This is a genomic window from Streptomyces sp. NPDC048484 (assembly GCF_040651415.1).
GTDB lineage: Bacteria > Actinomycetota > Actinomycetes > Streptomycetales > Streptomycetaceae > Streptomyces.
On record NZ_JBEZJY010000004.1, the window covers coordinates 175003 to 196984 of the forward strand.

Genomic DNA, 21982 nt, shown 5'->3' on the forward strand with positions numbered 1-21982 from the left:
CGTCCCGTCAAGAGCACAATTCGGTCAGCCGTGTTCGCATAACGGATAGCCGGCGTTCCTGATGGCCCTGGCGTTCCTGGCGTTCCCGTGGTTCTTGACGTTCCCGTGGTTCTCGGCGTTCCTGACGTGCGCCGGTCGACGATCGCCGCGGTCACTGCGAGTGCCGCCGGTATGCGGATCGTGGTGCGTCAGTGGAGGCAGAACTCGTTGCCCTCCGGGTCCGCCATCACCACCCACTCGCCGGACGGCTCCTTCACCTCCCGGATGACCGTCGCCCCCAGCCCGGTCAGCCGCGCGACCTCCGCCTCCCGCTTGCTGCCCTTGGTGTGCAGGTCGATGTGCAGCCGGTTCTTCACGGTCTTCGGCTCCGGTACGCGCTGGAAGAGCAGCCGCCGCCCGAGCCCCGTCCCGCTCTCCTTCTCGTACGGGTCCTGAGGATGCCGTACTCCCGTCGCGTCCCGCCACGCGTGGCGGCCGTGCGACTCGACGACGAGTTCGGGAGGTACCGCGCCGAGACTCAGCAGACGCTCGATCAGCGCGCTGTGGTCCTCGACCAGGTAACCGAGGGCGGCACCCCAGAAATCCGCCTGGGCGTGCGGGTCGGCGGTGTCGACGACGAGTTTCCAGTGCAGGGGCGCGGGGTCGGAGATGGGGGCAGGCGTGGGGCCGGGTGCGGACGCGGGTACCGACTGAGGTGAGGAGGCCTGTGTCATGGTAACCAGTTATAGTGGTTACGTGAGTGAGCGGACAAGCAAGTCGCCCGGACTGCCTCTCGTGTCGTACGGCGGTAAGCGGTACCTCTTCGACGCGGGGGCGCTGTGCACGGAGCTCCTGACGACGGGCGGGCCGGGGGAGTTCGCGCGCTTCGAGGCGTTGCACGAACCCGCGGACCTGCTGCGCTGGGTGGAGCGGAGCCGCTTGCCGGGTGGCCTCGAAATAACGGTGACAGAGCGGGAGTTGGCGCAAACACGAGCCCTGCGCGACGCGCTCTTCCAGGTCATCGCCGACCGCGCTCATGGCCGGCCCGCGGGAGCCCGTGAACTCGACATCGTCAACGCGGTCGCGGCCGGGGCGCCGCTCGCCGCCCGTATCGAGCCGGACGGTTCACGCGGTTGGGCGCCGGGTGCGACCGTCCCCCGGCTGCTGGCGACCGTCGCCCGTGAGGCGGTCGAACTCCTCACCGGGCCGTACGCGGACCGTTTCAGGGAGTGCGGGTCCGGTAATTGCCAACTGTTGTTCGTCGACACGTCACGGCCCGGGCGTCGGCGCTGGTGCGCGATGGAGCACTGCGGCAACCTCCACAAGGTGCGGACGCATCGGGCCCGCCGGGCCGAGGGGGACGACTGACGGTTCTTGCCCCCGCCGCACTTGCTCGCCCCCTTGATGTGTCTCCGTCCAGGTCGCCAGCGATTGGGTCGTGGCCACCCCTCTCCGGCATTCCCGACACTTCCCCCCACCTCCACCATCCTCGGAGGCCAGCCGACCCGGCCCAACAGCAGGCCTGGATGACTAGATGTGTGTCACGTGTATAGTGATCGTCGTGACTGTGACACGGAGGGTTCGCCAGTATTCTGGCGGTGTGTACGACTTGGGGCTGCACGTGGTGTGGTGTCCGAAGTACCGCCGCCGGGTCCTCGGTGGCCGGGTCGCGGTCCGGCTGCGTGAGCTGATCGAGGCGAAGGCCGCCGAGAAGGGCTGGGAGATCATCGTCCTTGAGGTGATGCCCGATCACGTCCACCTGTTCGTCAAGCACGAGCCGAAGGCTTCCGCCTCGTACGTGGCGAACCAGTTCAAGGGTTTCACCTCACGCGTGCTCCGGCAGGAGTTCCCGCATCTGAAGTCGAGCATGCCGACGCTGTGGTCGTCGTCGTTCTTCGCCGCCTCGGCTGGCGCGGTCAGCGCGGACACGGTGGAGAAGTACATCGACACCCAGTGGGAACGCCCCTGGACCAAGCGGCAGAAGGAGGAGGCCGATCGTGCACCGCGCGTATAAGTTCCTCCTCCGTCCCACCGTGAGCCAGGGCGCCGCGCTGACCGCGATACTGGCCGACCATTGTTCGCTCTACAACGGGGCTCTGCAGGAACGCCGCGACGCCTACCGGCACAGCTCGAAGACCAGCATCAAGTACGGCATGCAGTCCGCGCAGCTCAAGGACATCCGGGCGTTCGACCCGGAGCGTCAGGGACGCTGGTCGTTCAGCTCACAGCAGGCGACGCTGCGCCGCCTGGACAAGGCGATGCAGGCGTTCTTTCGCCGGGTCAAGTCCGGGGAAATTCCTGGCTATCCGCGTTTTCGTGGGGTCAACTGGTTCGACGCGGTGGAGTTCCCCAAGGACGGGGACGGCTGCCGCTGGGACAGCACGCCGCACGACCCGGTCACCCGCGTCCGCCTGCAAGGCGTCGGACACGTCCGCGTACACCAGCACCGCCCTGTGCGCGGCCGGGTCAAGACGGTCTCAGTCAAACGCGAGGGACGGCAGTGGTACGTGGTCCTTGCCTGCGACGAGGTGCCCGCCGAACCACTCCCCTCAACCGGCGCGGTGACCGGAATCGACATGGGCGTAGCTCATTTCCTGACCACCTCCGAGGGCGTGCACCTGCGCAACCCCAGGCACGGCAAGCGCAACGCCGATGCCCTCGCCGACGCGCAGCGCGCCCTCAAGACGTTCCCCCGCCGCAAGCATGAGAACCGCACCGCCAGGCATCGGCGCGCGGTCGGGAAAGTCGCGGGGCTGCACCGCAAGGTGAGCCGTCAGCGCACCGACTACGCGCACAAGACCGCGCTTGAGATGGTCCGCGACTACGACACGATCGCACACGAGCGCCTGAGCATCGCCAACATGGTCCGCGCCCCCGAGCCCAAGGCCGACCCGGGGCAGCCCGGCAGCTTCCTGCCGAACGGCGCGGCGGCCAAAGCCGGGCTGAACAAGAGCATCCACGACGCGGGTTGGGGGGTGTTCCTGGGCATTCTCGCGCACAAGGCTGAAAGCGCCGGTCGTGTACTGATCCCGGTGGACCCCCGCAACACCTCCCGCACCTGCCCCGCCTGCGGGCACGTAAGCGCGGAGAACCGCACCACGCAAGAGAAGTTCGAGTGCACCTGGTGCGGACACACCGCCAACGCCGACCACGTCGGTGCGCTCAACATCGCCATCAGGGCCGGGCTGGTCCTTCCCGACGTGGCCTAGCCACCGACAGGAGAAGCCCCCCGGATTTATCCGAGGGGAGGAGTCACACTGTTCGCATGACCGCTGACGCCTCCGTCCCGTCTGCCACCTCGCAGCCCGCCACCCCACAGCCTGTCACTCCGCAGCGCACCAGCGTCGTCGTCGTGGGTGCCGGACCCGCCGGGCTCACCCTGGCCAACATCCTGCGGGCCGCCTCCGTGGACTGCGTGGTGCTGGAGAACGAGAGCAGGGAGTTCGTCGAGCAGCGACCGCGCGCGGGTTTCCTGGAGGAGTGGGCGGTCCGCGCGCTGGACGGGCGGGGCCTCGCGGACAGGCTGCTGCAGAACACCGTGGTGCACACCGAGTGCGAGTTCCGGCTCGCGGGGGAGCACCACAGGTTCCCGTACGCGGATGTGTCGGGCCAGCGCCACTTCGTCTATCCGCAGCCGCTCCTGGTGACGGACCTGGTGCGTGAGTATGCGGACGTCCGCGGCGGCGACATCCGCTTCGGCGTCCGCGACGTCGAGCCGGCCGGGATCGACACGGACCGGCCCTCGGTGGCGTACACGGATCCCCGGACGGGTGAACGCGTCCGGCTCGACTGCGATTTCATAGCGGGCTGCGACGGTGCACGCGGTGTGACCCGGGACTGTCTGCCGTCGGAACACGTCACGATCGCCCGGCACGACTTCGGCGTCGGCTGGCTGGCACTGCTCGCCGAGGCGCCCCCGTCCTCCGACTGTGTTGTCTTCGGTATCCATCCGCGCGGGTTCGCCGGTCACATGGCCCGCAGCCCGCAGGTCACCCGCTACTACCTCGAATGCCCGCCCGGCGACGATCCGGACAACTGGTCGCACGAACGCGTGTGGTCCGAGCTGCACGAACGGCTCGCGGCGGACGGGGCCCCGCCGCTCATCGAGGGCAAGCTCATCGAGAAGCGGGTCCTGGCCATGCACAACTACGTGGTCGAGCCGATGGCGTACGGGCGGCTGTACCTGGCGGGGGACTCGGCCCATCTGCTCGCGCCGATCGGCGCGAAGGGCATGAACCTCGCGATCCACGACTCACTCCTGCTCGGCGACGCGTTCGTGGCCCACTACGGCAAGGGGGACGAGAGCGGGCTGCGCGGCTACTCGGCGGCGTGTCTGCGACGGGTGTGGCAGTACCAGGAGTTCTCGCAGTGGCTCTCCGAGGTGTACCACGGCGCCTCGTCCGGCGATCCGTTCCGCGCGGGCGTAGCGAGGGCACGGCTGCGGCGGACCCTCGGCTCGCCCGCCGCCGCGGCCGGCTTCGCCGAACTGTTCCTCGGCAAGGACACCGACTACTGACGGCCGAGTTCCATCTCGGCGGATGTTCCGGCGGATGTTCCGGCGGACGCATCCGCAGCCGTATCCGCAGCCCAATCCGTACCTGTAGCCGTACCTGTACCCGTACCCGCAGCCTCCGTTGCGGCCTCCGCGGTTGCTGAGGCCGCAGCGGCTGCCGCGTTCCGCAGGACCGTCCTCGACCGCTGGGCCGTCCGCAGCGCATCCCACGTCAGCAGGGACAACGCGGCCCACACCAGAGCGAACCCGGCCCACCGCTGGGGAGGCATGGCCTCGTGGAAGTACAGGATGCCGAGCAGGAACTGCAGCACCGGCGCCAGGTACTGCAGCAGCCCCAGCGTGGACAGCGGCACCCGGATCGCCGCCGCGCCGAAGCACACGAGCGGCAGGGCGGTCACCAGACCGGTCGCGGCCAGCAGCGCAGCATGTCCGGCGCCCTCGCCACCGAAGGTCGCGTCCCCCTGGGACGACAGCCACAGCAGATAGCCGAGCGCGGGCAGGAACTGGATCGCGGTCTCCGCGGCCAGCGACTCCAGCCCGCTGAGGTTGAGCTTCTTCTTCACCAGCCCGTACGTGGCGAACGAGAAGGCGAGGCACAGGGAGATCCACGGCGGCTGACCGTATCCGACGGTCAGCACGAGCACCGCGGCGAAGCCGATGCCGACCGCCGCCCACTGCGCGGGGCGCAGCCGCTCCTTGAGGAGCAGGACGCCCATCGCGATGGTGACGAGCGGGTTGATGAAGTAACCGAGGGACGCCTCCACCACGTGGCCGGTGTTCACGGCCCAGATGTAGACGCCCCAGTTGATGGTGATGACGGACGCGGCGACGGTGATCAGGCCCAGCCTGCGCGGCTGCCGCAGTAGAGGCACGGCCCAGGCCCAGCGACGCGTCACGGCGAGGGCGATGAGCACGAAGCCGAGCGACCAGACCATGCGGTGGGCGAGGATCTCCCCGGCGCCGGCGGGTTCGAGGAGCGGCCAGAAGAGGGGAACGATCCCCCACATGCCGTAGGCCGCGAAGCCGTTCAGCAGACCGATCCGTTGTTCGCCCTTGGACTCCGGACCTATGGGCGGCTCGCCCTTGGACTCCACCGGCACGGCCTCTCCTTCTTGTCCATCTCACCCGGCCGAGGATCCCGCGGCGTCCGAGCCACGTGCAGCCTCCAAGAAGGTAGCGCCAAGCACCCTCGCGTGTCATGTCCGTATCGGCATACGGTCATGACAGGCGGGGGTGCTCGTTCGGGGCCTGGACCCGGACCTGGGAGACGGCCCGGACCCGAACCTGGGGGAGGGGCTCAGCCCTTGAGCGCGGCCGCGACCGACTCCGCGATCGGCGTGGTCGGCCGGCCGGTCAGCCGGGACAGGTCGCCGCTGGTGATGACCAGCTCGCCCTTCGCGATGGACTCGTCCACGCCGGCCAGGATCGCGGCGAACGGCTCGGGCAGCCCGGCGCCGGTCAGGATGCCCTTGAACACCTCGGCCGGGACGTCGTTGTACGCGATCTCCTTGCCGGACGCCTTCGACACCGCAGCGGCGTACTCGGTGAAGTCGAACGCCGTGTCGCCGCCCAGCTCGTACGTCTTGTTCTCGTGGCCCTCGCCGGTCAGTACGGCCACGGCGGCGGCCGCGTAGTCCGCGCGGGAGGCTCCGGAGACCCTGCCTTCGCCGGCTGCCTGGACGACGGCGCCGTGTTCCAGGACCGGGGCCAGGTTCTCGGTGTAGTTCTCGTTGTACCAGCCGTTGCGCAGCAGGGCGTACGTCAGGCCGGACTCCAGGATCGCGGCCTCGGTGTCCCGGTGGTCGTCGGCCAGCGCGGCGGTCAGGCTGCCGGGAGCGCTGGTGTAGGCGAGGAGCGAGACACCGGCGGCCGCGGCGGCGTCGAGGACGACCTTGTGCTGGGCGACCCGGCCCTTGTCGAACTCGTTGCCCGAGATGAGCAGCACCTTGTCGCCGGCGGAGAAGACTCCGTCGAAGGTCTCGGGAGTGTTGTAGTCGGCGACCGCGATCCGCACCCCGCGGGCGGCGAAGTCCGCGGCCTTCGCCTCGCTGCGGACGACGGCGGTGACCTGGTCGGCCGGGACCTTCTCCAGCAGTCCCTCGATGACGTGCTTGCCGAGGTGTCCGGTAGCTCCGGTGACGACAATGCTCATGGTGGAAACAACTCCTTGTGAGGTAGGTACTCACTCACCATACGGAGTGCACTATCTATTCGAAAGTACCCACTTTGAAGTAAGGTACCGGCATGGACGTAAGCACCCCGGCAGTGAACGCGGCAACCGGCGCAGCGGCGAGGACGACGTCGGCCCCGGCGCCCGCGGCGGCAAGCACAAGGGTGAGCGCGATGCTGGGGTACGTCGTCGGCGAGGAGATGTGCCCGTACCGCCTCGTTCTGGAGCACGTCACCAGCCGTTGGGGCGTCCTCGTCCTGATCGAGCTCAGGGAGCGCTCGTACCGCTTCAGCGAGCTGCGCCGGGCGATCGGCCGGGTCAGCGAGAAGATGCTCACCCAGACCCTGCAGACCCTGGAGCGCGACGGGCTCGTGCACAGGGACGCCAAGCCGGTCATCCCGCCGCGCGTCGACTACTCACTCACCGACCTGGGCCGCGAGGCCGCCGAACAGGTCCTCGCCCTGGCGCTGTGGACCGAGAACCGGATGGACGACGTGGAGAAGGCCCGCAAGGCGTACGACGAGGCCCGGTCCTGACACGGACAGGAACAGGAGCGGGATCGGGAACCGACTCCGGAACCGGGCCTCGTAGAACGAGTGGCAGTGCTCAGCCGACGACCGTCCAGGCGTCTCCGCCGGTGAGCAGCGCCGACAGATCGCCCTTGCCGTTCTGCTCGATGGCGGTGTCGAGCTGGTCGGCCATCTGCGTGTCGTAGACCGGGCGGTCGACGGACCGCAGGACACCGATCGGGGTGTGGTGCAGTGTGTCCGGGTCGGCGAGGCGGGACAGCGCGAACGCCGTGGTCGGCGACGCGGAGTGCGCGTCGTGGACCAGGATCAGCGACTCGTTGTCCGGGGTGACGGTGACGACCTTCAGGTCCCCGGTCAGCGCGTCGCGCACGACACCCTTCGAACCGAGACCGTCCTCCAGCAGGGCGCCGAAGCGGATCTGCCGCCCGTGTTCCAGGCGGATCACCGCCTCCTGCGCCTGTTGCCTGTCCTTCAGGACCTCGAAGGCGCCGTCGTTGAAGATGTTGCAGTTCTGGTAGATCTCCACCAGCGCCGTGCCCGGGTGGGCCGCCGCCTGCCGCAGGACCTCGGTGAGGTGCTTGCGGTCGGAGTCCACCGTCCGCGCCACGAAGGACGCCTCCGCGCCGATGGCCAGGGACACCGGGTTGAAGGGCGCGTCCAGCGAGCCCATCGGCGTCGACTTCGTGATCTTCCCGACCTCGGAGGTGGGGGAGTACTGGCCCTTGGTCAGCCCGTAGATCCGGTTGTTGAACAGCAGGATCTTCAGGTTCACGTTCCGGCGCAGCGCGTGGATCAGATGGTTGCCGCCGATGGACAGCGCGTCCCCGTCACCGGTGACCACCCACACCGACAGGTCCTGCCTGGACGATGCCAGACCGGTCGCGATGGCGGGCGCGCGGCCGTGGATGGAGTGCATCCCGTACGTGTTCATGTAGTACGGGAAGCGGGAGGAACAGCCGATGCCCGAGACGAAGACGATGTTCTCCTTCGCCAGGCCGAGTTCGGGCATGAAGCCCTGTACGGCGGCGAGGACCGCGTAGTCACCGCAGCCGGGGCACCAGCGCACTTCCTGATCGGACTTGAAGTCCTTCATGGACTGCTTGGCCTCGGCTTTGGGCACCAGAGTGAGCGCCTCGATCGTGCCCGAGCCTTCCGTGGTCGTCTCAGCCATCGATGGCCTCCTTGAGAGCCGTGGCGAGTTGCTCAGCCTTGAACGGCATGCCGTTCACCTGGTTGTACGAGTGGGCGTCCACCAGGTACTTCGCCCGGACCAGCGTGGCCAGCTGCCCGAGGTTCATCTCGGGGATGACCACTTTCTCGTAATGCCTCAGCACCGTGCCGAGATTGGGCGGGAAGGGGTTGAGGTGCCGCAGATGGGCCTGCGCGATGTGCTCCCCGGCCGCCCGCAGCCGCCGTACCGCCGCGGTGATCGGCCCGTAGGTCGAACCCCAGCCCAGAACAAGGGTGTTGGCGGCGCCGCGGTGCGGGTCGTCGACCTGCACGTCCGGTACGTCGATGCCGTCGATCTTCGCCTGCCGCGTACGGACCATGAAGTCGTGGTTGGCCGGGTCGTACGAGATGTTGCCCGTGCCGTCCTGCTTCTCGATGCCGCCGATGCGGTGCTCGAGCCCCGGTGTGCCGGGGATCGCCCACGGGCGGGCCAGGGTCTGGGGGTCGCGCTTGTACGGCCAGAAGACTTCGGTGCCGTCATCCAGCGTGTGGTTGGGGCCCCGGGCGAACTGCACGCGCAGGTCCGGGAGTTCGTCGGTGTCGGGGATCCGCCATGGTTCGGAGCCGTTGGCCAGGTAGCCGTCCGAGAGCAGCAGCACCGGCGTGCGGTACGCGAGCGCGATCCGGGCCGCCTCAAGGGCCGCGTCGAAACAGTCGGCGGGCGTCCGGGGGGCCACGATCGGAACCGGCGCCTCGCCGTTGCGCCCGTACATCGCCTGCAGCAGGTCAGCCTGCTCGGTCTTGGTCGGCAGCCCGGTCGAAGGTCCGCCGCGCTGGATGTCGATGACCAGCAGCGGCAGTTCGAGGGAGACGGCGAGCCCGATCGTCTCGCTCTTGAGTGCCACCCCGGGGCCCGACGTCGTGGTCACGGCCAGCGAGCCGCCGAAGGCCGCGCCCAGGGCGGCGCCGATCCCGGCGATCTCGTCCTCGGCCTGGAAGGTCCGCACACCGAAGTTCTTGTGCTTGCTCAGCTCGTGCAGGATGTCGGAGGCCGGCGTGATCGGGTACGAGCCGAGGTAGAGCGGCAGGTCGGCCTGCCGGCTCGCGGCGATCAGACCGTACGACAGGGCCAGGTTCCCGGAGATGTTCCGGTACGTGCCCGTCGGGAAGGTATGGGTGGCGGGGGCGACCTCGTACGAGACGGCGAAGTCCTCGGTGGTCTCGCCGAAGTTCCAGCCCGCCCGGAACGCGGCGATGTTGGCCGCCGCGATGTCGGGCTTCTTGGCGAACTTGGTGGCCAGGAACTTCTCGGTGCCCTCGGTCGGCCGGTGGTACATCCAGCTCAGCAGGCCCAGCGCGAACATGTTCTTGCTGCGCTCCGCCTCCTTGCGGGGCAGGTCGAACTCCTTGAGCGCCTCGACGGTCAGCGTGGTGAGGCGGACGGGGTGGATGCTGTACCCGTCGAGGGTGCCGTCCTCCAGCGGGTTCGCGGCCCAGCCGACCTTGGCCATGGCTCGTTTGGTGAACTCGTCCGTGTTGACGATGATCTCCGCGCCGCGCGGCACGTCGGCGATGTTCGCCTTCAGAGCGGCCGGGTTCATGGCCACCAGGACGTTGGGCGCGTCACCCGGAGTGAGGATGTCGTGGTCCGCGAAATGCAGCTGGAAAGACGAAACGCCCGGCAGGGTACCTGCGGGCGCACGGATCTCGGCGGGGAAGTTCGGCAGTGTCGAAAGGTCGTTTCCGAATGATGCCGTCTCGGAGGTGAAGCGGTCTCCGGTGAGTTGCATACCGTCACCGGAGTCCCCCGCGAATCGGATGATCACCCGATCGAGTCGGCGTACGTCCTTCTCACCCGCTGGTTTGCGCTGTTCTCCTACGACGGCACCGTCGGCCTGCTCAGCTGGACTGCTGACCTGACTGGTCACTGAAGTGGACCTCCTTCGAGGCGGCTGTCCGGGCGTGGCCCTCCCGCAGGCCTGCCCGGGCCCAACCCTACGTCGGCAAGGGGCGTCAGCCCCTGGACGTTCGCACAATGGACGTCGTTTCGGGACTGCCGTACACCCTGTTCTGCCACGATTGCTCCGCCCCCCGGCGTTACCTGTGCAGACGCTCCGTGCTCATCCTCTGGTTCTGCTTTTGGTTCTGTTCTGGTTCTGCTTCTGGTCCCGTTTCTACTTCTGGTTCTGGTGCTCGGGTCGTGCTGGAGTCCTGGCGCAAACTTCTGGCGCTGTGTCAGGTCTTCAGGCCCTCAGGATTTCAGGTAGGTGAGGACGGCGAGAACACGCCGGTGGTCCCCGTCGCTCTGGGACAGGCCCAGTTTCATGAAGATGTTGCTCACATGCTTCTCGACCGCGCCGTCGCTGACCACGAGTTGCCGGGCGACAGCGGAGTTCGTCCGTCCCTCGGCCATGAGTCCCAGGACCTCCCTCTCCCGCGGGGTGAGCCTCACCAGGACGTCCTGCTTACGGCTGCGCCCGAGCAGTTGCGCGACGACCTCCGGGTCGAGGGCGGTGCCGCCGCGGGCCACGCGGACGACCGCGTCCACGAACTCCCTCACTTCGGCTACCCGGTCCTTGAGGAGATAGCCGACGCCGGTGCTGGAACCTGCCAGCAGTTCGGTGGCGTACTGCTCCTCCACGTACTGCGACAGCACCAGGACGCCGAGACCGGGATGCTGCTTGCGCAACTGCACGGCCGCCTTGACCCCTTCGTCCGTGTGGGTCGGCGGCATCCGGACGTCCGCGACGACGACGTCGGGCAGCGCGTCCTGCGCCGCGAACTCCGTGATCGTCTTGATCAGCGCCTCCCCGTCACCGACTCCGGCGATCACCTCGTGCCCGCGGTCGGTCAGCAACCGGGTCAGGCCCTCCCTCAGCAGCACTGAATCCTCGGCGATGACCACGCGCACTCTGTCCTCCACGATTTTTCGGCCCCCCAGCCCATCCCGGACCGCGTACCGGGTCGGTCCCCGCCAGCGCCCCGCACATACGTCAGCACCCAGCATCCCAGCATCGGTGCTCGCGCGCGGCGAGTTTGCAGGCGTTCAGGGCCGCGGCCCTGCGGTGGGGGCGGCTCAGCGAGGGCGCGGGGGAGCTGCGCGCTCAGCCACGACGGCGTCGTCCCGCGAGGCCGGCGATCCGACCCGGCGGGAGAACGGCGTCGTCCCGCGAGGCCGGCGATCCGACCCCGCGGGACGGGGATCTCAAGCCGCCCGCCAGGGCAACTCGGCCGTAACCCGAGTCGGCCCCGCCACCGGCGAATCGACGACGAGGATGCCGTCCACCGCGTCGAGCCGCCCGGCGAGCCCGGCGAGCCCGGAGCCCGCGGTGCTGTCCGCACCACCGACCCCGTTGTCGACGACCTGGATCATGAGCCGGTTCTCGATCCGCCACACATCGACCGTCGCCCGCGTGGCCCGCGAGTGCTTGCTGATGTTCTGCAGCAACTCGGACACGGTGAAGTACGCGATCCCCTCGATGGCCGGCGCGGGCCGGGCCGGCAGATCGACCTCGACCTGCACGGGAACGGTGCAGCGGGAGGCGACCGACGACAGCGCCGCGTCCAGGCCCCGGTCCGTCAGCACGGCCGGATGGATGCCGCGAGCCAGGTCCCGCAACTCCTGCAGGGCGGTCTTCACTTCGCCGTGCGCCTCGCTCACCATCCGTGCCGCCGCCTGCGGATCCTCCGTGAGCTTCTCCTTTGCCAGGCCCAGATCCATCGCGAGCGCCACCAGCCGCGCCTGCGCCCCGTCGTGCAGGTCCCGCTCGATGCGCCGCAGGTCGGCCGCCGCCGTGTCGACCACGACACCTCGGTCCGACTCCAGCTCCACCACTCGCGTGGCCAGCAGCGAAGGCCCCAGCAGCCCGCCCACGAGGAGCCGGTCCACCAACGTCAGCGCCCGCACGATCCACGGCGTCGCCAGCGTGAGCAGCAGCCCCACCAGCGCGGTCACGGTGATCTCGAAGGGGTTGTCCAGGTAGATCCGGTGCGTCTCGTCCCCGTACAGCTGCAATCCGCCCTGTCCGCCGTACATCGGGAACAGCCAGAACCACAGCGGGTACGTCAGCAGCGTCCAGCCGGCCACCCAGAGGGTGATGGCCACGGAGAAGGCGAACACGGCCCAGGGGAGGTGCAGCACCGTATAGAGGAGGTGTCGCCAGGACGCTCCGCTCTTCAGCGTCGCGCCTATCCAGCCCATCATGCCCTGCTTGCGTATCCGCAGCGGTTCCGGTGCGGCGACGTCGAGTCCCAGCAGCCCGCGGGCCCGCGTCCGTTCCAGCGCGCCCAGTCCGCGGCAGCCCGCGAGTCCCGCGGCGAGCACCGGGACGCCGAGGAACGTGATCAGCAGGCCCGCACCGAGCGACATCATCGTCACGGCGAAGGTGAAGGTGACGATGCTGATCGGCAGGCTCAGCATCAGGTAGACGAACTCACGCAGGCTGCGGGCCTCGATCGGCGCCCGCAGCGCGGCGGGGAGCCGGTGCCACCGCTCTCCGGCGCCCTCCCCTCGGAATCCGGGGCCGTCGTCCCACCCGTATCCCTGCCCGTACTCCGTGGCCATGGCCGCCGTCCGTTTCTACTCGTCCGCTGGTGTAACTCCACAGTGCTCCGTGCGGAGCTCCCGGAACATGGAGTGCGTCGGGGTCTTGGGCCGGGGGTTTTCCCTACCCCGGACGACCGTCACGGTTCGCCGCACGTCAGACGGACGCACGGCACCTCGGACCACCGCCCGCGTCCAAGGCGCACCGCCCCGAACGCGTTCCCTTCCGGGGCGGTCCGGGGCGGTTCGGGGGCGGCCGCGGGGCGAGGGGGCGGAGGAGGTGAGGGCAAAGCCCGTGCGACCGGACCGCGGGAGCCGAAAGCCGAAAGCCGAAAGCCGGGAGCCGGTGGCCGGGAGCCGGGAGCCGGTGGCCGGTGGCCGGTCCGGTGTCTGGTCCGATGGCCAGTGGTCGGCCTCGCCAGGCCCGGGCCCCCGCACGGACTACTTCCCCTCGGCAACCTCCGTCCGGTCCCGCCACGGCAGCTCCGCCGTGATCATCGTGGGTCCGCCGACCGGTGAGTCGATGATGAACAGGCCGTCCACCGCCCCGAGCCGGTCCGCGAGCCCCGCCATTCCCGTACCGCCGTCGAGGGCGGCGCCACCGCGGCCGTCGTCCCAGACCTGTATGAGCAGGCGGTTCTCCGAACGCCACACATCGACCGAGGCGGACTGCGCACCGCTGTGCTTGCTGACGTTCTGAAGGAGTTCGGAGACCGTGAAGTACGCGATGCCCTCGATGGCGGCGGCCGGACGGCCCGGCAGGTCGGCCGTCACCTTCACCGGCACCGTGCAGCGGGCGCCGACCGAGGACAGCGCGGCGTCCAGACCGCGGTCGGTGAGGACCGCGGGGTGGATGCCGCGTGCCAGGTCCCGCAGTTCCTGCAACGCCAGTTTCACCTCGCCGTGCGCCTCGTCGACCATGGCGGCGACGGTCTCGTCGGCCTGGCCCTCCAGCAGCTTCTCCTTCGCCAGACCGAGCCCCATCGCGAGCGCCACCAGCCGCGCCTGCGCCCCGTCGTGCAGGTCCCGCTCGATGCGCCGCAGATCGGCCGCGGCCGTGTCGACGACCACTCCGCGGTCCGACTCCAACTCGGCGATCCGCCGCTCCAGTCCGTCGGAGGGCGACAACAGCGCGCGCACCATCGCCCGGTCCACGTTGGCGAGGCCGCGCGCGATGAACGGCAGTACGGGCCACAGCACGAACAACGACGTCAGCGTCACGGTGAAGGTGACGATGGCCCACGGCAGCCGCATGAGCTCGAAGAACATCGTCCGCCAGCCGACCGGATCCTTCAGCGCCAGCCAGAGGCGCGCGAGGAACCCGCCTCGCCCGCGGTACGGCAACGGGCTCGGCTCTTCCACCCGCACCCCGAGCAGGATCCGGGCCCGGGCCCGCTCCAGCTTCCCCAACTGGCGTGCGCCCAGGAGCCCGAGCGCGAGCAACGGCAGCCCGATCACCGTCATCGTCAGCCCGGCTCCCGCGGACAGCACGGTGACGACGTACGTGAACCCGATGATGGAGGCCGGCAGGTTGGCCAGGAGATGCGCGATCTCTTTCCAGGTGTGCCGGTCATAGGCGAGGCGCGCGGGTGGCGGCCGGTCGGCGCGGCCGTCCAGCGTGTCGGCGGCCAGGATGCGTTCGGTCATAGGCGCCACCTTGCCGGGCCGCGGCCCGCGGCGCCATGAGGTGGACCGCCTCCGTACCCGGGGGAAAACCCCACCCCCGGCGGCCCTCGGGAACAGTTCCCGATCACAGGCCCGAACCGATCCCCGGCTGCCCGGGAACTCCGTCGCACGATGCCCACCCGTGACGGGCTGCTTACGGTCTCTTTAGCAGGCCCTAGACTCCGGTGCGTACAGATCGTCGAACGCGGCGCATCGCACGGCGCGCACGAAGGCGCACGCGGTCAATCCGGGCTCAAACGAGGTCAGGGAGAGAGGGACGGACGTGCCGGAACCGACCATGGTCGCGGCGGCCGGGACCACTGGAACCGGGGCCGGTCCCGGTACCGGTGCAGGTACCGCCGGCACCTCTCTCGCGGCGGACTACTTCCAGTCCTATTCGGTCGTCGGGCTGCTCGCCGTGGTCGGCGTGCTGTTCGTCGCCGTCGCCTTCGGAGCCGGCCGCCTGCTGCGGCCAGTCGTCCCGACACCCGAGAAGCTCATGACGTACGAGTGCGGAGTCGACCCCGTCGGCGAGGGCTGGGCGCACACCCAGGTCCGCTACTACGTCTACGCCTTCCTCTACGTGATCTTCGCCGTCGACTCGATCTTCCTCTTCCCCTGGGCGACGGTCTTCGCCGCGCCGGGCTACGGCGCGGCGACGCTCGTGGAGATGTTCATCTTCCTCGGCTTCCTGGCCGTCGGCCTGCTGTACGCATACAAGAAGGGCGTCCTCACATGGACGTGACCCGTCCGCACACGGACGAGACTCCCACGGCCCCGTCAGCTTCTTCTGTTCCCTCTGCTCCTCCGGCTCCCTCGGCGGCTCCCGAGCCCGTCCTCCTGCCGGAGCCCAAGCGGCTGGGCGCGCTCTCCCGCCTGGCCCCCGAGCCGATGAAGGTGGTCCTGAACTGGGGCCGCCGCTACTCGCTCTGGGTCTTCAACTTCGGCCTGGCCTGCTGCGCGATCGAGTTCATCGCGGCGTCGATGGCCCGGCACGACTTCATCCGCCTCGGTGTCATCCCGTTCGCGCCGGGTCCGCGCCAGGCCGACCTGATGGTCGTCTCCGGCACGGTGACGGACAAGATGGCCCCCGCCGTGAAGCGCCTGTACGAGCAGATGCCCGAGCCGAAGTACGTCATCTCGTTCGGCGCCTGCTCGAACTGCGGCGGCCCGTACTGGGACTCGTACTCCGTGACGAAGGGCGTCGACCAGATCATCCCGGTCGACGTGTACGTCCCGGGCTGCCCGCCCCGCCCGGAGGCGTTGCTCCAGGGCATCCTCAAGCTCCAGGAGAAGATCGCCCGGGAGTCGCTGGGGGAGCGGTACGGGTCCTCCGGCGACGGCCGCCCCTCCCCGGCCGCGCTGCAGAGCGGGCTCGTGCGGCCGCCGGCCACCGGGCCCACCGCGGGGGACGCCTGATGACGATGACCGGATGGCTCCCCGCTCCCGTGGAGGAACTCTTCGGCCCGGACGCCACGGCCGAGGAGTCGTACGAGGTACTGACGGTCGACGTGCCGCCGGCGACCTGGCTCGCCTCCCTGGAGAGCGCGCGTGACGCACTCGGCTGCACCTACTTCGACTGGCTGAGCGCCGTCGACGAGCCCGGCACGGGCTTCCGCGTCTCGGCGCATGTCGTGGCGCTGGCCCCCGTACGCCGCCTTCTCGTCCGCACGACGGTCCCGCACTCCGCACCCGTCCTGCCGTCCGCCGTCGAGGTCTACGCGGGTGCCGCCTGGCACGAACGTGAGACCCACGAGATGTTCGGCGTCGACTTCGAGGGCCACCCCGGTCTGGACCCGCTCCTCCTGCCCGAGGGCTTCGAGGGTCACCCCCTTCGCAAGGACTTCGTCCTGGCCGCCCGGGTGGCGAAGGCCTGGCCGGGCGCGAAGGAGCCCGGCGAGTCGGAACACGGCGGCCCGAAACGCCGCCAGATGCTCCCGCCAGGAGTCCCCGACCCGAACGAATGGGGCCCCCTCAAGGGCCAGCTCCCCCCTGCCCCCGCACGCCCTGCCCGAGGCGGAGCCCGCGGGGGGCCGCGGGCGGCGGGTGCGGCGAGTGCCGCCGGCGCGGCGGGCGACCGTCCGGCACGGCGGGCCCGCACGGCGGGAGAGGGCTCGGCCGGCCAGACGGCATCGCCAGGTTCCGCAACGCCTGCCACGCCCGCGACACCTGCCACGCCCGCCATGCCCGCAACGCCTGAGACACCTGCAACGCCCGCGACACCTGCTTCCGCGGGAGCGGAGTCCGGCGGTACGGGAGCCGTGTCCGGCGGAGCTGACGAGAAGCCGACCAGCGGGCCGCCCGACGGGCAGACCGGTGGGCGAGCGGAGGCTTCGGCCGAGCCGGGTACCGCCGCCGAGCCCAGCGGCCCGGCTGAGCCGACCACTCCTGCCGAGAAGACCACTCCGGCTGAGCCGACCACTCCGGCCGAGTCGAAACCGCCCGCCGAGCCGAAGGCGCCCGCAGCGTCGAGCAGTTCGGATGCCCCGTGGCATCACGCCCGCCCCGCTTTCGACGAGTCCGAGCCATCGGCGAACACGCGATCCGGAGAGCCGCAACCGCAACCGCAGCCGCAACCCGAGGCGACCCCGGCTTCCGAGGAGGCCCCGGCTTCCAAGGCGACCCCGGCTTCCGAGGAGGCCGCGGAGCCTGATCCTGGCGGCCGTCCTGGCCCCGAAGATTCCGACAGCCCCGCAGGAGGCGCGCAGTGAACGACGCTCTCGACGTCGCCCTGCGACTCCTCGTCGTCTTCGTCGTGTTTCTGACGTTCCCTCTGATCGTCGGTCAGGCCGAGCACAAGGTGATGGCCCACATGCAGGGCCGCCTCGGCCCCATGTACGCGGGCGGTTTCCACGGCTGGGCGCAACTCGTCGCGGACGGCGTTAAGTTCGCGCAGAAGGAAGACATCGTCCCGGCGGGAGCGGACCGCCGCATCTTCCAACTCGCCCCCGCCGTGGCCCTGCTCCCGTACCTCATGGTCCTCCTCGTCATCCCGGTCGGCCCGGGCGAGGGCGCGGTCGGCGAGGTCGTCGACGCGGGTATCTTCTTTGTCCTCGCCGTGATGGGCGTGAGTGTCCTCGGCTCGCTCATGGCGGGCTGGGCCTCGGCCAACAAGTTCTCCCTTCTCGGCGGTCTGCGCACCGCCGCCCAGCTCCTCGCGTACGAACTCCCGATGCTGCTGACCGCAGCCTCGGTCGCCATGGCGGCCGGCACGGTCTCCCTCCCCGGCATCGTCGACGCCTTCGAGTGGTGGTGGCTGCCCTGGCAGATCGTCGGCGCGATCGTCTTCTTCGTGGCGGGCCTCGCCGAGCTCCAGCGCCCGCCCTTCGACATGCCGGTCGCCGACTCGGAGATCATCTTCGGCGCGTACACCGAGTACACGGGCCTGCGCTTCGCACTGTTCCTCCTCGCCGAGTACGCCGGAATCGTCGTCCTGTGCGGCCTGACCACCGTGCTTTTCCTGGGCGGCTGGCACGGCCCGTGGGGCGCCGACGGTCTCGGCTGGGTCTGGACCCTGCTGAAGGCCGCCGTCCTCGCCTTCGTCGTCATCTGGCTGCGCGTCACCTACCCTCGCCTGCGCGAGGACCAGCTCCAGAAACTCGCCTGGACCCTCCTCGTCCCCCTCTCCCTCGCCCAGATCGCCCTCACCGGCATCGTCAAGGTGGTGATCGCGTAACCATGTCCCGCCCGTCTCCCGACCACCACCCCTCAACGACGCCCTCCGGGCGGCCCCGTCGGCCGGTCCCCGGCTCAGGCCTGGCCAAGGGCCTGGCCGTCACCCTGCGCACGATGACGAAGAAGACCGTCACCGCGCAGTACCCGGACACCCAGCCCGAACTCCCGCCACGCTCCCGCGGTGTCATCGGTCTCTTCGAGGAGAACTGCACGGTCTGCATGCTGTGCGCCCGCGAGTGCCCGGACTGGTGCATCTACATCGACTCCCACAAGGAGACGGTCCCGGCCGCCGCACCCGGTGGCCGCGAGCGCAGCCGTAACGTCCTCGACCGCTTCGCCATCGACTTCTCCCTCTGCATGTACTGCGGTATCTGCATCGAGGTCTGCCCGTTCGACGCCCTCTTCTGGTCCCCCGAGTTCGAGTACGCCGAGACCGACATCCACGAACTCACCCACGAACGCGACAAGCTCCGCGACTGGATGTGGACCGTCCCGGCCCCGCCGGCCCTCGACCCCGGCGCCGAGGAACCCAAGGAGATCGCCGCCGCCCGCAAGACCGCCGAGAAGCAGGCCGCGGCCCAGGCCCAGGCCCAGGCCGAAGCAGAGGCAGCAGGGGCACCGGCACCGGCACCCGCCGAGCCCACCGACCCGCAGGGAGGCGCATCGTGACTCCCGCCGCGGCCACCGTCACGGCGGCACAGGCCGCGACCACCGCCGCCGAGACCCACGGCTTCCTCTCCCCGACCGGTGTCGAGATCGCCTTCCTCCTGGTCGGCCTGGTCACCTTCGGCGCCGCGATCGTCACGGTCACCACGAAGCAACTGGTGCACGCCGCCCTGTGGCTGGTGGTCGCCCTCGGTGGCCTCGCCGTCGAATACCTCCTTCTCACGGCCGAGTTCATCGCCTGGGTGCAGGTCCTCATCTACGTCGGTTCCGTCGTCGTCCTCCTTCTCTTCGGTCTGATGCTCACCAGGGCACCCATCGGCCGCTCCCCGGACGCCGACTCCGGCAACCGCTGGGCCGCCCTCACCGTGGCGATCGCCGCGGCCGCCGCCCTCCTCTGGATCGTCATCGACGCCTTCCGGACGACCTGGATCGACCTCGGCGGTGCCGCCGCCGGCTCCACCGCGGTCACCGGAGCGAGCCTCTTCCAGAGCTGGGTGCTTCCCTTCGAGGCACTCTCGGTCCTGCTGCTCGCCGCCCTGGTCGGCGCGATCGTCCTCTCCCGCAAGGCGAAGACGAAGGCGAACGCCAAGGGAACGACCACCGCAGGCACCGCAGGCACCCCGAACTCCCGAAGCGACGCCACCCGGAGCGACAAGGAAGGCGCCCGCTGATGCACCTCGCCTACCCGGCCGTACTCTCCGCCCTCCTCTTCTGCACCGGCCTGTACGGAGTCCTCGCGCGCCGCAACGCGATCCTGGTCCTGATGTCCGTCGAGCTGATGCTCAACGCCGTCAACCTCAACCTCGTCGCCTTCGACGTCTGGCTCAGCAAGACCGCCCAGGACGCGCTGCACTCCGGCCAGGCCCTGACTCTGTTCACCATCGCCATCGCCGCCGCCGAGATCGGCATCGGCCTGGCGATCGTCCTCGCCGTCCACCGCAACCGCGGCACCGCGGACATCGACAGGCTCCGCGACACCGCCGAGTCCGACGACGGCGACGACTCCGACGGCGATACCGACGACGACTCCGAGCCCGCCCTCAGCGAGTCGGCCGAGAAGGCTGAGGCCACCGCGTGACCACGACCACCCTCGCCGTCCTCGTCCCCCTCCTTCCGTTCCTGGGCGCAGCGGCCGCCCTGCTCCTGGGCCGCACGGCCCCCGGTTTCGTACGCCCCCTCGCCGTCCTGCCCTCCCTCGCCGCCCTCGGACTCGCCGTGGTCGTCGCCGTACGGCAGGGCGGCGAACAGGCCGTGGACGCGGCGACCGAGTTCACCCCCACCGGCTCGGTCCCCATCGAACTCGCCCTGCACATCGACGGCTTCGCCGCCCTTGTCGCCGTCCTCGTCGGCCTGGTCGCGACCTGTGTGCAGATCTACTCGACGGGCTATCTGCGCGACGACCCGCGCTACCCGTCGTACGCCGCTCTCGTCTCCCTCTTCACCTCCGCCATGCTGCTCGTCGTCTACTCCGGCGACCTGATGGTGCTGCTGGTCGGCTGGGAGATCATGGGCATCTGCTCGTACTTCCTCGTGGGCCACTACTGGGAGACCCCGGAAGCACGCGCCGCCTCCATCAAGGCCTTCCTCGTCACCAAGCTCGGCGACGTCCCCTTCCTGATCGGTCTGTTCGCGCTCGCCGCCGACACCGGTTCGTTCCGCATCACGAAGGTCCTCGGCAACGTCGCGAGCGGCGGACTCGACCACCCGACCCTGATCGCCCTGCTGCTCCTGGCAGGCGTGGCGGGCAAGTCGGCGCAGTTCCCGCTCCACACCTGGCTCCCCGACGCGATGGCGGGCCCCACTCCCGTCTCCGCGCTGATCCACGCCGCGACGATGGTCGCCGCCGGTGTCTACTTCATCGCCCGGCTCCTCCCGGTCTTCGCCGCCTCCGCGGCCGCACTGGTCGTTCTCGCCGTGATGGCCGCCGTGACGATGGCCGGCTCGGCCCTCGCCGCGCTCGCCCAGGACGACATCAAGCGTGTCCTCGCGTACTCGACGATCGGCCAGCTCGGCTACATGACCGGCGCACTCGCCGTCGGCGACCGCGGTGCCGCCGTCTTCCACCTCCTCGCGCACGGCGCCTTCAAGGCGCTGCTGTTCCTCGCGGCGGGCGTGATCATCCACGCCGCCGGCACCAACTCGCTGGCCGCCATGTCCCGTATGAAGGACCTGCGCGCCCGCGTCCCCGACGCCTACTGGACGATGACCGTGGCGCTCCTCGCGCTCGCCGCGATCCCTCCTTTCAGCGGCTTCTTCTCCAAGGAAGCCGTCCTCGGCGCCGCCGAACACGCCGCCACCGGCCACGCCGAGGGCGTTCCCGGAGCCGCGGGCTGGATCGTCCTCGTCGCGGCCCTGGTGACGGCCCTGCTTACCGCCGCCTACGCGATGCGCCTGTGGCTGCTCGTCTTCCGCGGTCACGGCACCGAAGCCCCCGACCACGGCAAGCAGCCCATCGCCATGAACTCCGTGCTGTGGGTGCTCGCCCTCCCGTCACTCGCTTTCGGTCTCGCCACCGGCCTGCTGCCCGACTGGTTCGACGGCCGGAGCCTGACCCCGACCCTCGCCACCGCCGTCCTGGGTACGGGCGTCGCCCTGGTCGGCGGCATCGTCACGTACGGGGCGTGGCAGCACACCACCGCCATGGCGGGCCGCGTCCCCCTGGGCGCGGTCGCGGCCCACCCGGACGCCGACGGCGGCCTGGTCGAGGCAGAGGCCATCGCCAGCCACGAACCCGCGTACGGGAATGTGGCAGCCGCGCCCGACCCGGCGGATCCGGGCCGCCTTCTGCTCGGCCCCATGCACCGCCACGCGGCTGTCGGTTTCCACCTCGACGCGGTGTACGCGGCGCTGTTCGTCCGCCCGGTCCAGGCCGCGGCCACCATCGTCCGGTTCCTCGACCGCGAGGTCGTCGACACCTACGTACGCGGCGCGGGCGCCCTGCCCCGCTGGCTCGGTGCGGCCGTCCGACGCGCCCAGACCGGCAATCTGCAGACCTATGTGAGCGCGCTGCTCGCCGGCACCGTCGTCCTGGTGGTCGCCGCCCTCCTCGTCGCCACAGCGGGAGCGTGAGC

At 70.0% G+C, this 21982-nt stretch carries 21 protein-coding genes; 13 read left to right on the plus strand and 8 right to left on the minus strand.

What is annotated here, in order from left to right; all coding sequences use genetic code 11:
• Positions 1-188: 188 nt before the first annotated feature.
• Positions 189-632 (minus strand): VOC family protein, encoded by a 444-nt coding sequence (locus tag AB0D14_RS05525; RefSeq protein ID WP_362775363.1) that lies wholly within the window; start codon positions 630-632, stop codon positions 189-191.
• Positions 633-711: 79 nt separating this feature from the next.
• On the opposite strand from AB0D14_RS05525, the gene AB0D14_RS05530 reads away from it, so the two are divergent.
• From AB0D14_RS05530 to AB0D14_RS05545, 4 genes are all read left to right on the plus strand, one after another.
• On the plus strand, positions 712-1347 hold the full coding sequence (locus AB0D14_RS05530) for a CGNR zinc finger domain-containing protein (RefSeq protein ID WP_362775092.1): 636 nt from the start codon (positions 712-714) through the stop codon (positions 1345-1347).
• Between the two features lie 166 nt (positions 1348-1513).
• Entirely contained in the window at positions 1514-1993 is a 480-nt protein-coding gene (tnpA, locus tag AB0D14_RS05535; RefSeq protein ID WP_362775095.1) for an IS200/IS605 family transposase, read from the plus strand.
• A complete protein-coding gene (locus AB0D14_RS05540; RefSeq protein WP_362775098.1) occupies positions 1977-3188 on the plus strand; it encodes a transposase in 1212 nt (403 codons plus the stop codon). The genes tnpA and AB0D14_RS05540 overlap by 17 nt, the downstream gene beginning before the upstream one ends.
• A 56-nt stretch (positions 3189-3244) precedes the next feature.
• Positions 3245-4495, plus strand: coding sequence for a 4-hydroxybenzoate 3-monooxygenase (locus AB0D14_RS05545; protein WP_362775101.1), 1251 nt, complete (start codon positions 3245-3247; stop codon positions 4493-4495).
• Here the strand turns inward: AB0D14_RS05545 and rarD are convergent.
• Together rarD and AB0D14_RS05555 are read right to left on the minus strand one after the other, a co-directional pair.
• Positions 4489-5562 carry an EamA family transporter RarD gene (rarD, locus tag AB0D14_RS05550; protein ID WP_362775365.1) on the minus strand — a complete coding sequence of 358 codons (1074 nt, stop codon included), beginning with the start codon at positions 5560-5562 and terminating at the stop codon, positions 4489-4491. The two genes, AB0D14_RS05545 and rarD, sit on opposite strands and share 7 nt — an antisense overlap.
• Positions 5563-5789: 227 nt before the next feature.
• The gene (locus AB0D14_RS05555) at positions 5790-6644 is read right to left on the minus strand and encodes an SDR family oxidoreductase (protein WP_362775103.1); all 855 of its coding nucleotides are present in this window, start codon (positions 6642-6644) and stop codon (positions 5790-5792) included.
• A 191-nt stretch (positions 6645-6835) separates the two neighbouring features.
• Between AB0D14_RS05555 and AB0D14_RS05560 the strand changes: the two genes are divergently transcribed.
• Positions 6836-7198 (plus strand): helix-turn-helix domain-containing protein, encoded by a 363-nt coding sequence (locus tag AB0D14_RS05560; RefSeq protein WP_362775367.1) that lies wholly within the window; start codon positions 6836-6838, stop codon positions 7196-7198.
• A gap of 70 nt (positions 7199-7268) precedes the next feature.
• Here AB0D14_RS05560 and AB0D14_RS05565 read toward each other — a convergent pair whose 3' ends face one another.
• The 5 genes from AB0D14_RS05565 to AB0D14_RS05585 form a co-directional block, all read right to left on the minus strand.
• Complete coding sequence (locus tag AB0D14_RS05565) at positions 7269-8363, minus strand: 2-oxoacid:ferredoxin oxidoreductase subunit beta (protein WP_362775105.1); 1095 nt, start codon at positions 8361-8363, stop codon at positions 7269-7271.
• Complete coding sequence (locus AB0D14_RS05570; protein WP_362775108.1) at positions 8356-10290, minus strand: 2-oxoacid:acceptor oxidoreductase subunit alpha; 1935 nt, start codon at positions 10288-10290, stop codon at positions 8356-8358. The genes AB0D14_RS05565 and AB0D14_RS05570 overlap by 8 nt, the downstream gene beginning before the upstream one ends.
• A 323-nt stretch (positions 10291-10613) precedes the next feature.
• The gene (locus AB0D14_RS05575) at positions 10614-11285 is read right to left on the minus strand and encodes a response regulator transcription factor (RefSeq protein WP_362775111.1); all 672 of its coding nucleotides are present in this window, start codon (positions 11283-11285) and stop codon (positions 10614-10616) included.
• A gap of 282 nt (positions 11286-11567) precedes the next feature.
• A complete protein-coding gene (locus AB0D14_RS05580) occupies positions 11568-12926 on the minus strand; it encodes a sensor domain-containing protein (protein WP_362775114.1) in 1359 nt (452 codons plus the stop codon).
• Between the two features lie 420 nt (positions 12927-13346).
• Positions 13347-14552, minus strand: a complete 1206-nt coding sequence (locus tag AB0D14_RS05585; RefSeq protein ID WP_362775117.1) for a sensor domain-containing protein — start codon at positions 14550-14552, stop codon at positions 13347-13349.
• A gap of 316 nt (positions 14553-14868) precedes the next feature.
• Here AB0D14_RS05585 and AB0D14_RS05590 point away from each other — a divergent pair, with 316 nt between their 5' ends.
• From AB0D14_RS05590 to AB0D14_RS05625, 8 genes are read left to right on the plus strand one after another with little or no spacing between them, the layout of a single operon-like run.
• Positions 14869-15315 (plus strand): NADH-quinone oxidoreductase subunit A, encoded by a 447-nt coding sequence (locus tag AB0D14_RS05590; RefSeq protein WP_362775369.1) that lies wholly within the window; start codon positions 14869-14871, stop codon positions 15313-15315.
• On the plus strand, positions 15306-15989 hold the full coding sequence (locus AB0D14_RS05595) for an NADH-quinone oxidoreductase subunit B family protein (RefSeq protein ID WP_362775119.1): 684 nt from the start codon (positions 15306-15308) through the stop codon (positions 15987-15989). The genes AB0D14_RS05590 and AB0D14_RS05595 overlap by 10 nt, the downstream gene beginning before the upstream one ends.
• On the plus strand, positions 15989-17281 hold the full coding sequence (locus AB0D14_RS05600) for an NADH-quinone oxidoreductase subunit C (RefSeq protein ID WP_362775122.1): 1293 nt from the start codon (positions 15989-15991) through the stop codon (positions 17279-17281). Before AB0D14_RS05595 ends, AB0D14_RS05600 begins: the two co-directional genes overlap by 1 nt.
• Entirely contained in the window at positions 17278-18246 is a 969-nt protein-coding gene (locus AB0D14_RS05605; protein ID WP_362775125.1) for a complex I subunit 1 family protein, read from the plus strand. The genes AB0D14_RS05600 and AB0D14_RS05605 overlap by 4 nt, the downstream gene beginning before the upstream one ends.
• Before the next feature lie 2 nt (positions 18247-18248).
• Positions 18249-18914 carry an NADH-quinone oxidoreductase subunit I gene (locus AB0D14_RS05610; RefSeq protein ID WP_362775128.1) on the plus strand — a complete coding sequence of 222 codons (666 nt, stop codon included), beginning with the start codon at positions 18249-18251 and terminating at the stop codon, positions 18912-18914.
• Positions 18911-19582, plus strand: a complete 672-nt coding sequence (locus tag AB0D14_RS05615; protein ID WP_362775131.1) for an NADH-quinone oxidoreductase subunit J — start codon at positions 18911-18913, stop codon at positions 19580-19582. Before AB0D14_RS05610 ends, AB0D14_RS05615 begins: the two co-directional genes overlap by 4 nt.
• The gene (gene nuoK, locus AB0D14_RS05620; protein ID WP_362775134.1) at positions 19582-19989 is read left to right on the plus strand and encodes an NADH-quinone oxidoreductase subunit NuoK; all 408 of its coding nucleotides are present in this window, start codon (positions 19582-19584) and stop codon (positions 19987-19989) included. Before AB0D14_RS05615 ends, nuoK begins: the two co-directional genes overlap by 1 nt.
• Entirely contained in the window at positions 19986-21980 is a 1995-nt protein-coding gene (locus AB0D14_RS05625) for an NADH-quinone oxidoreductase subunit L (RefSeq protein WP_362775137.1), read from the plus strand. The genes nuoK and AB0D14_RS05625 overlap by 4 nt, the downstream gene beginning before the upstream one ends.
• Positions 21981-21982 lie beyond the last annotated feature (2 nt).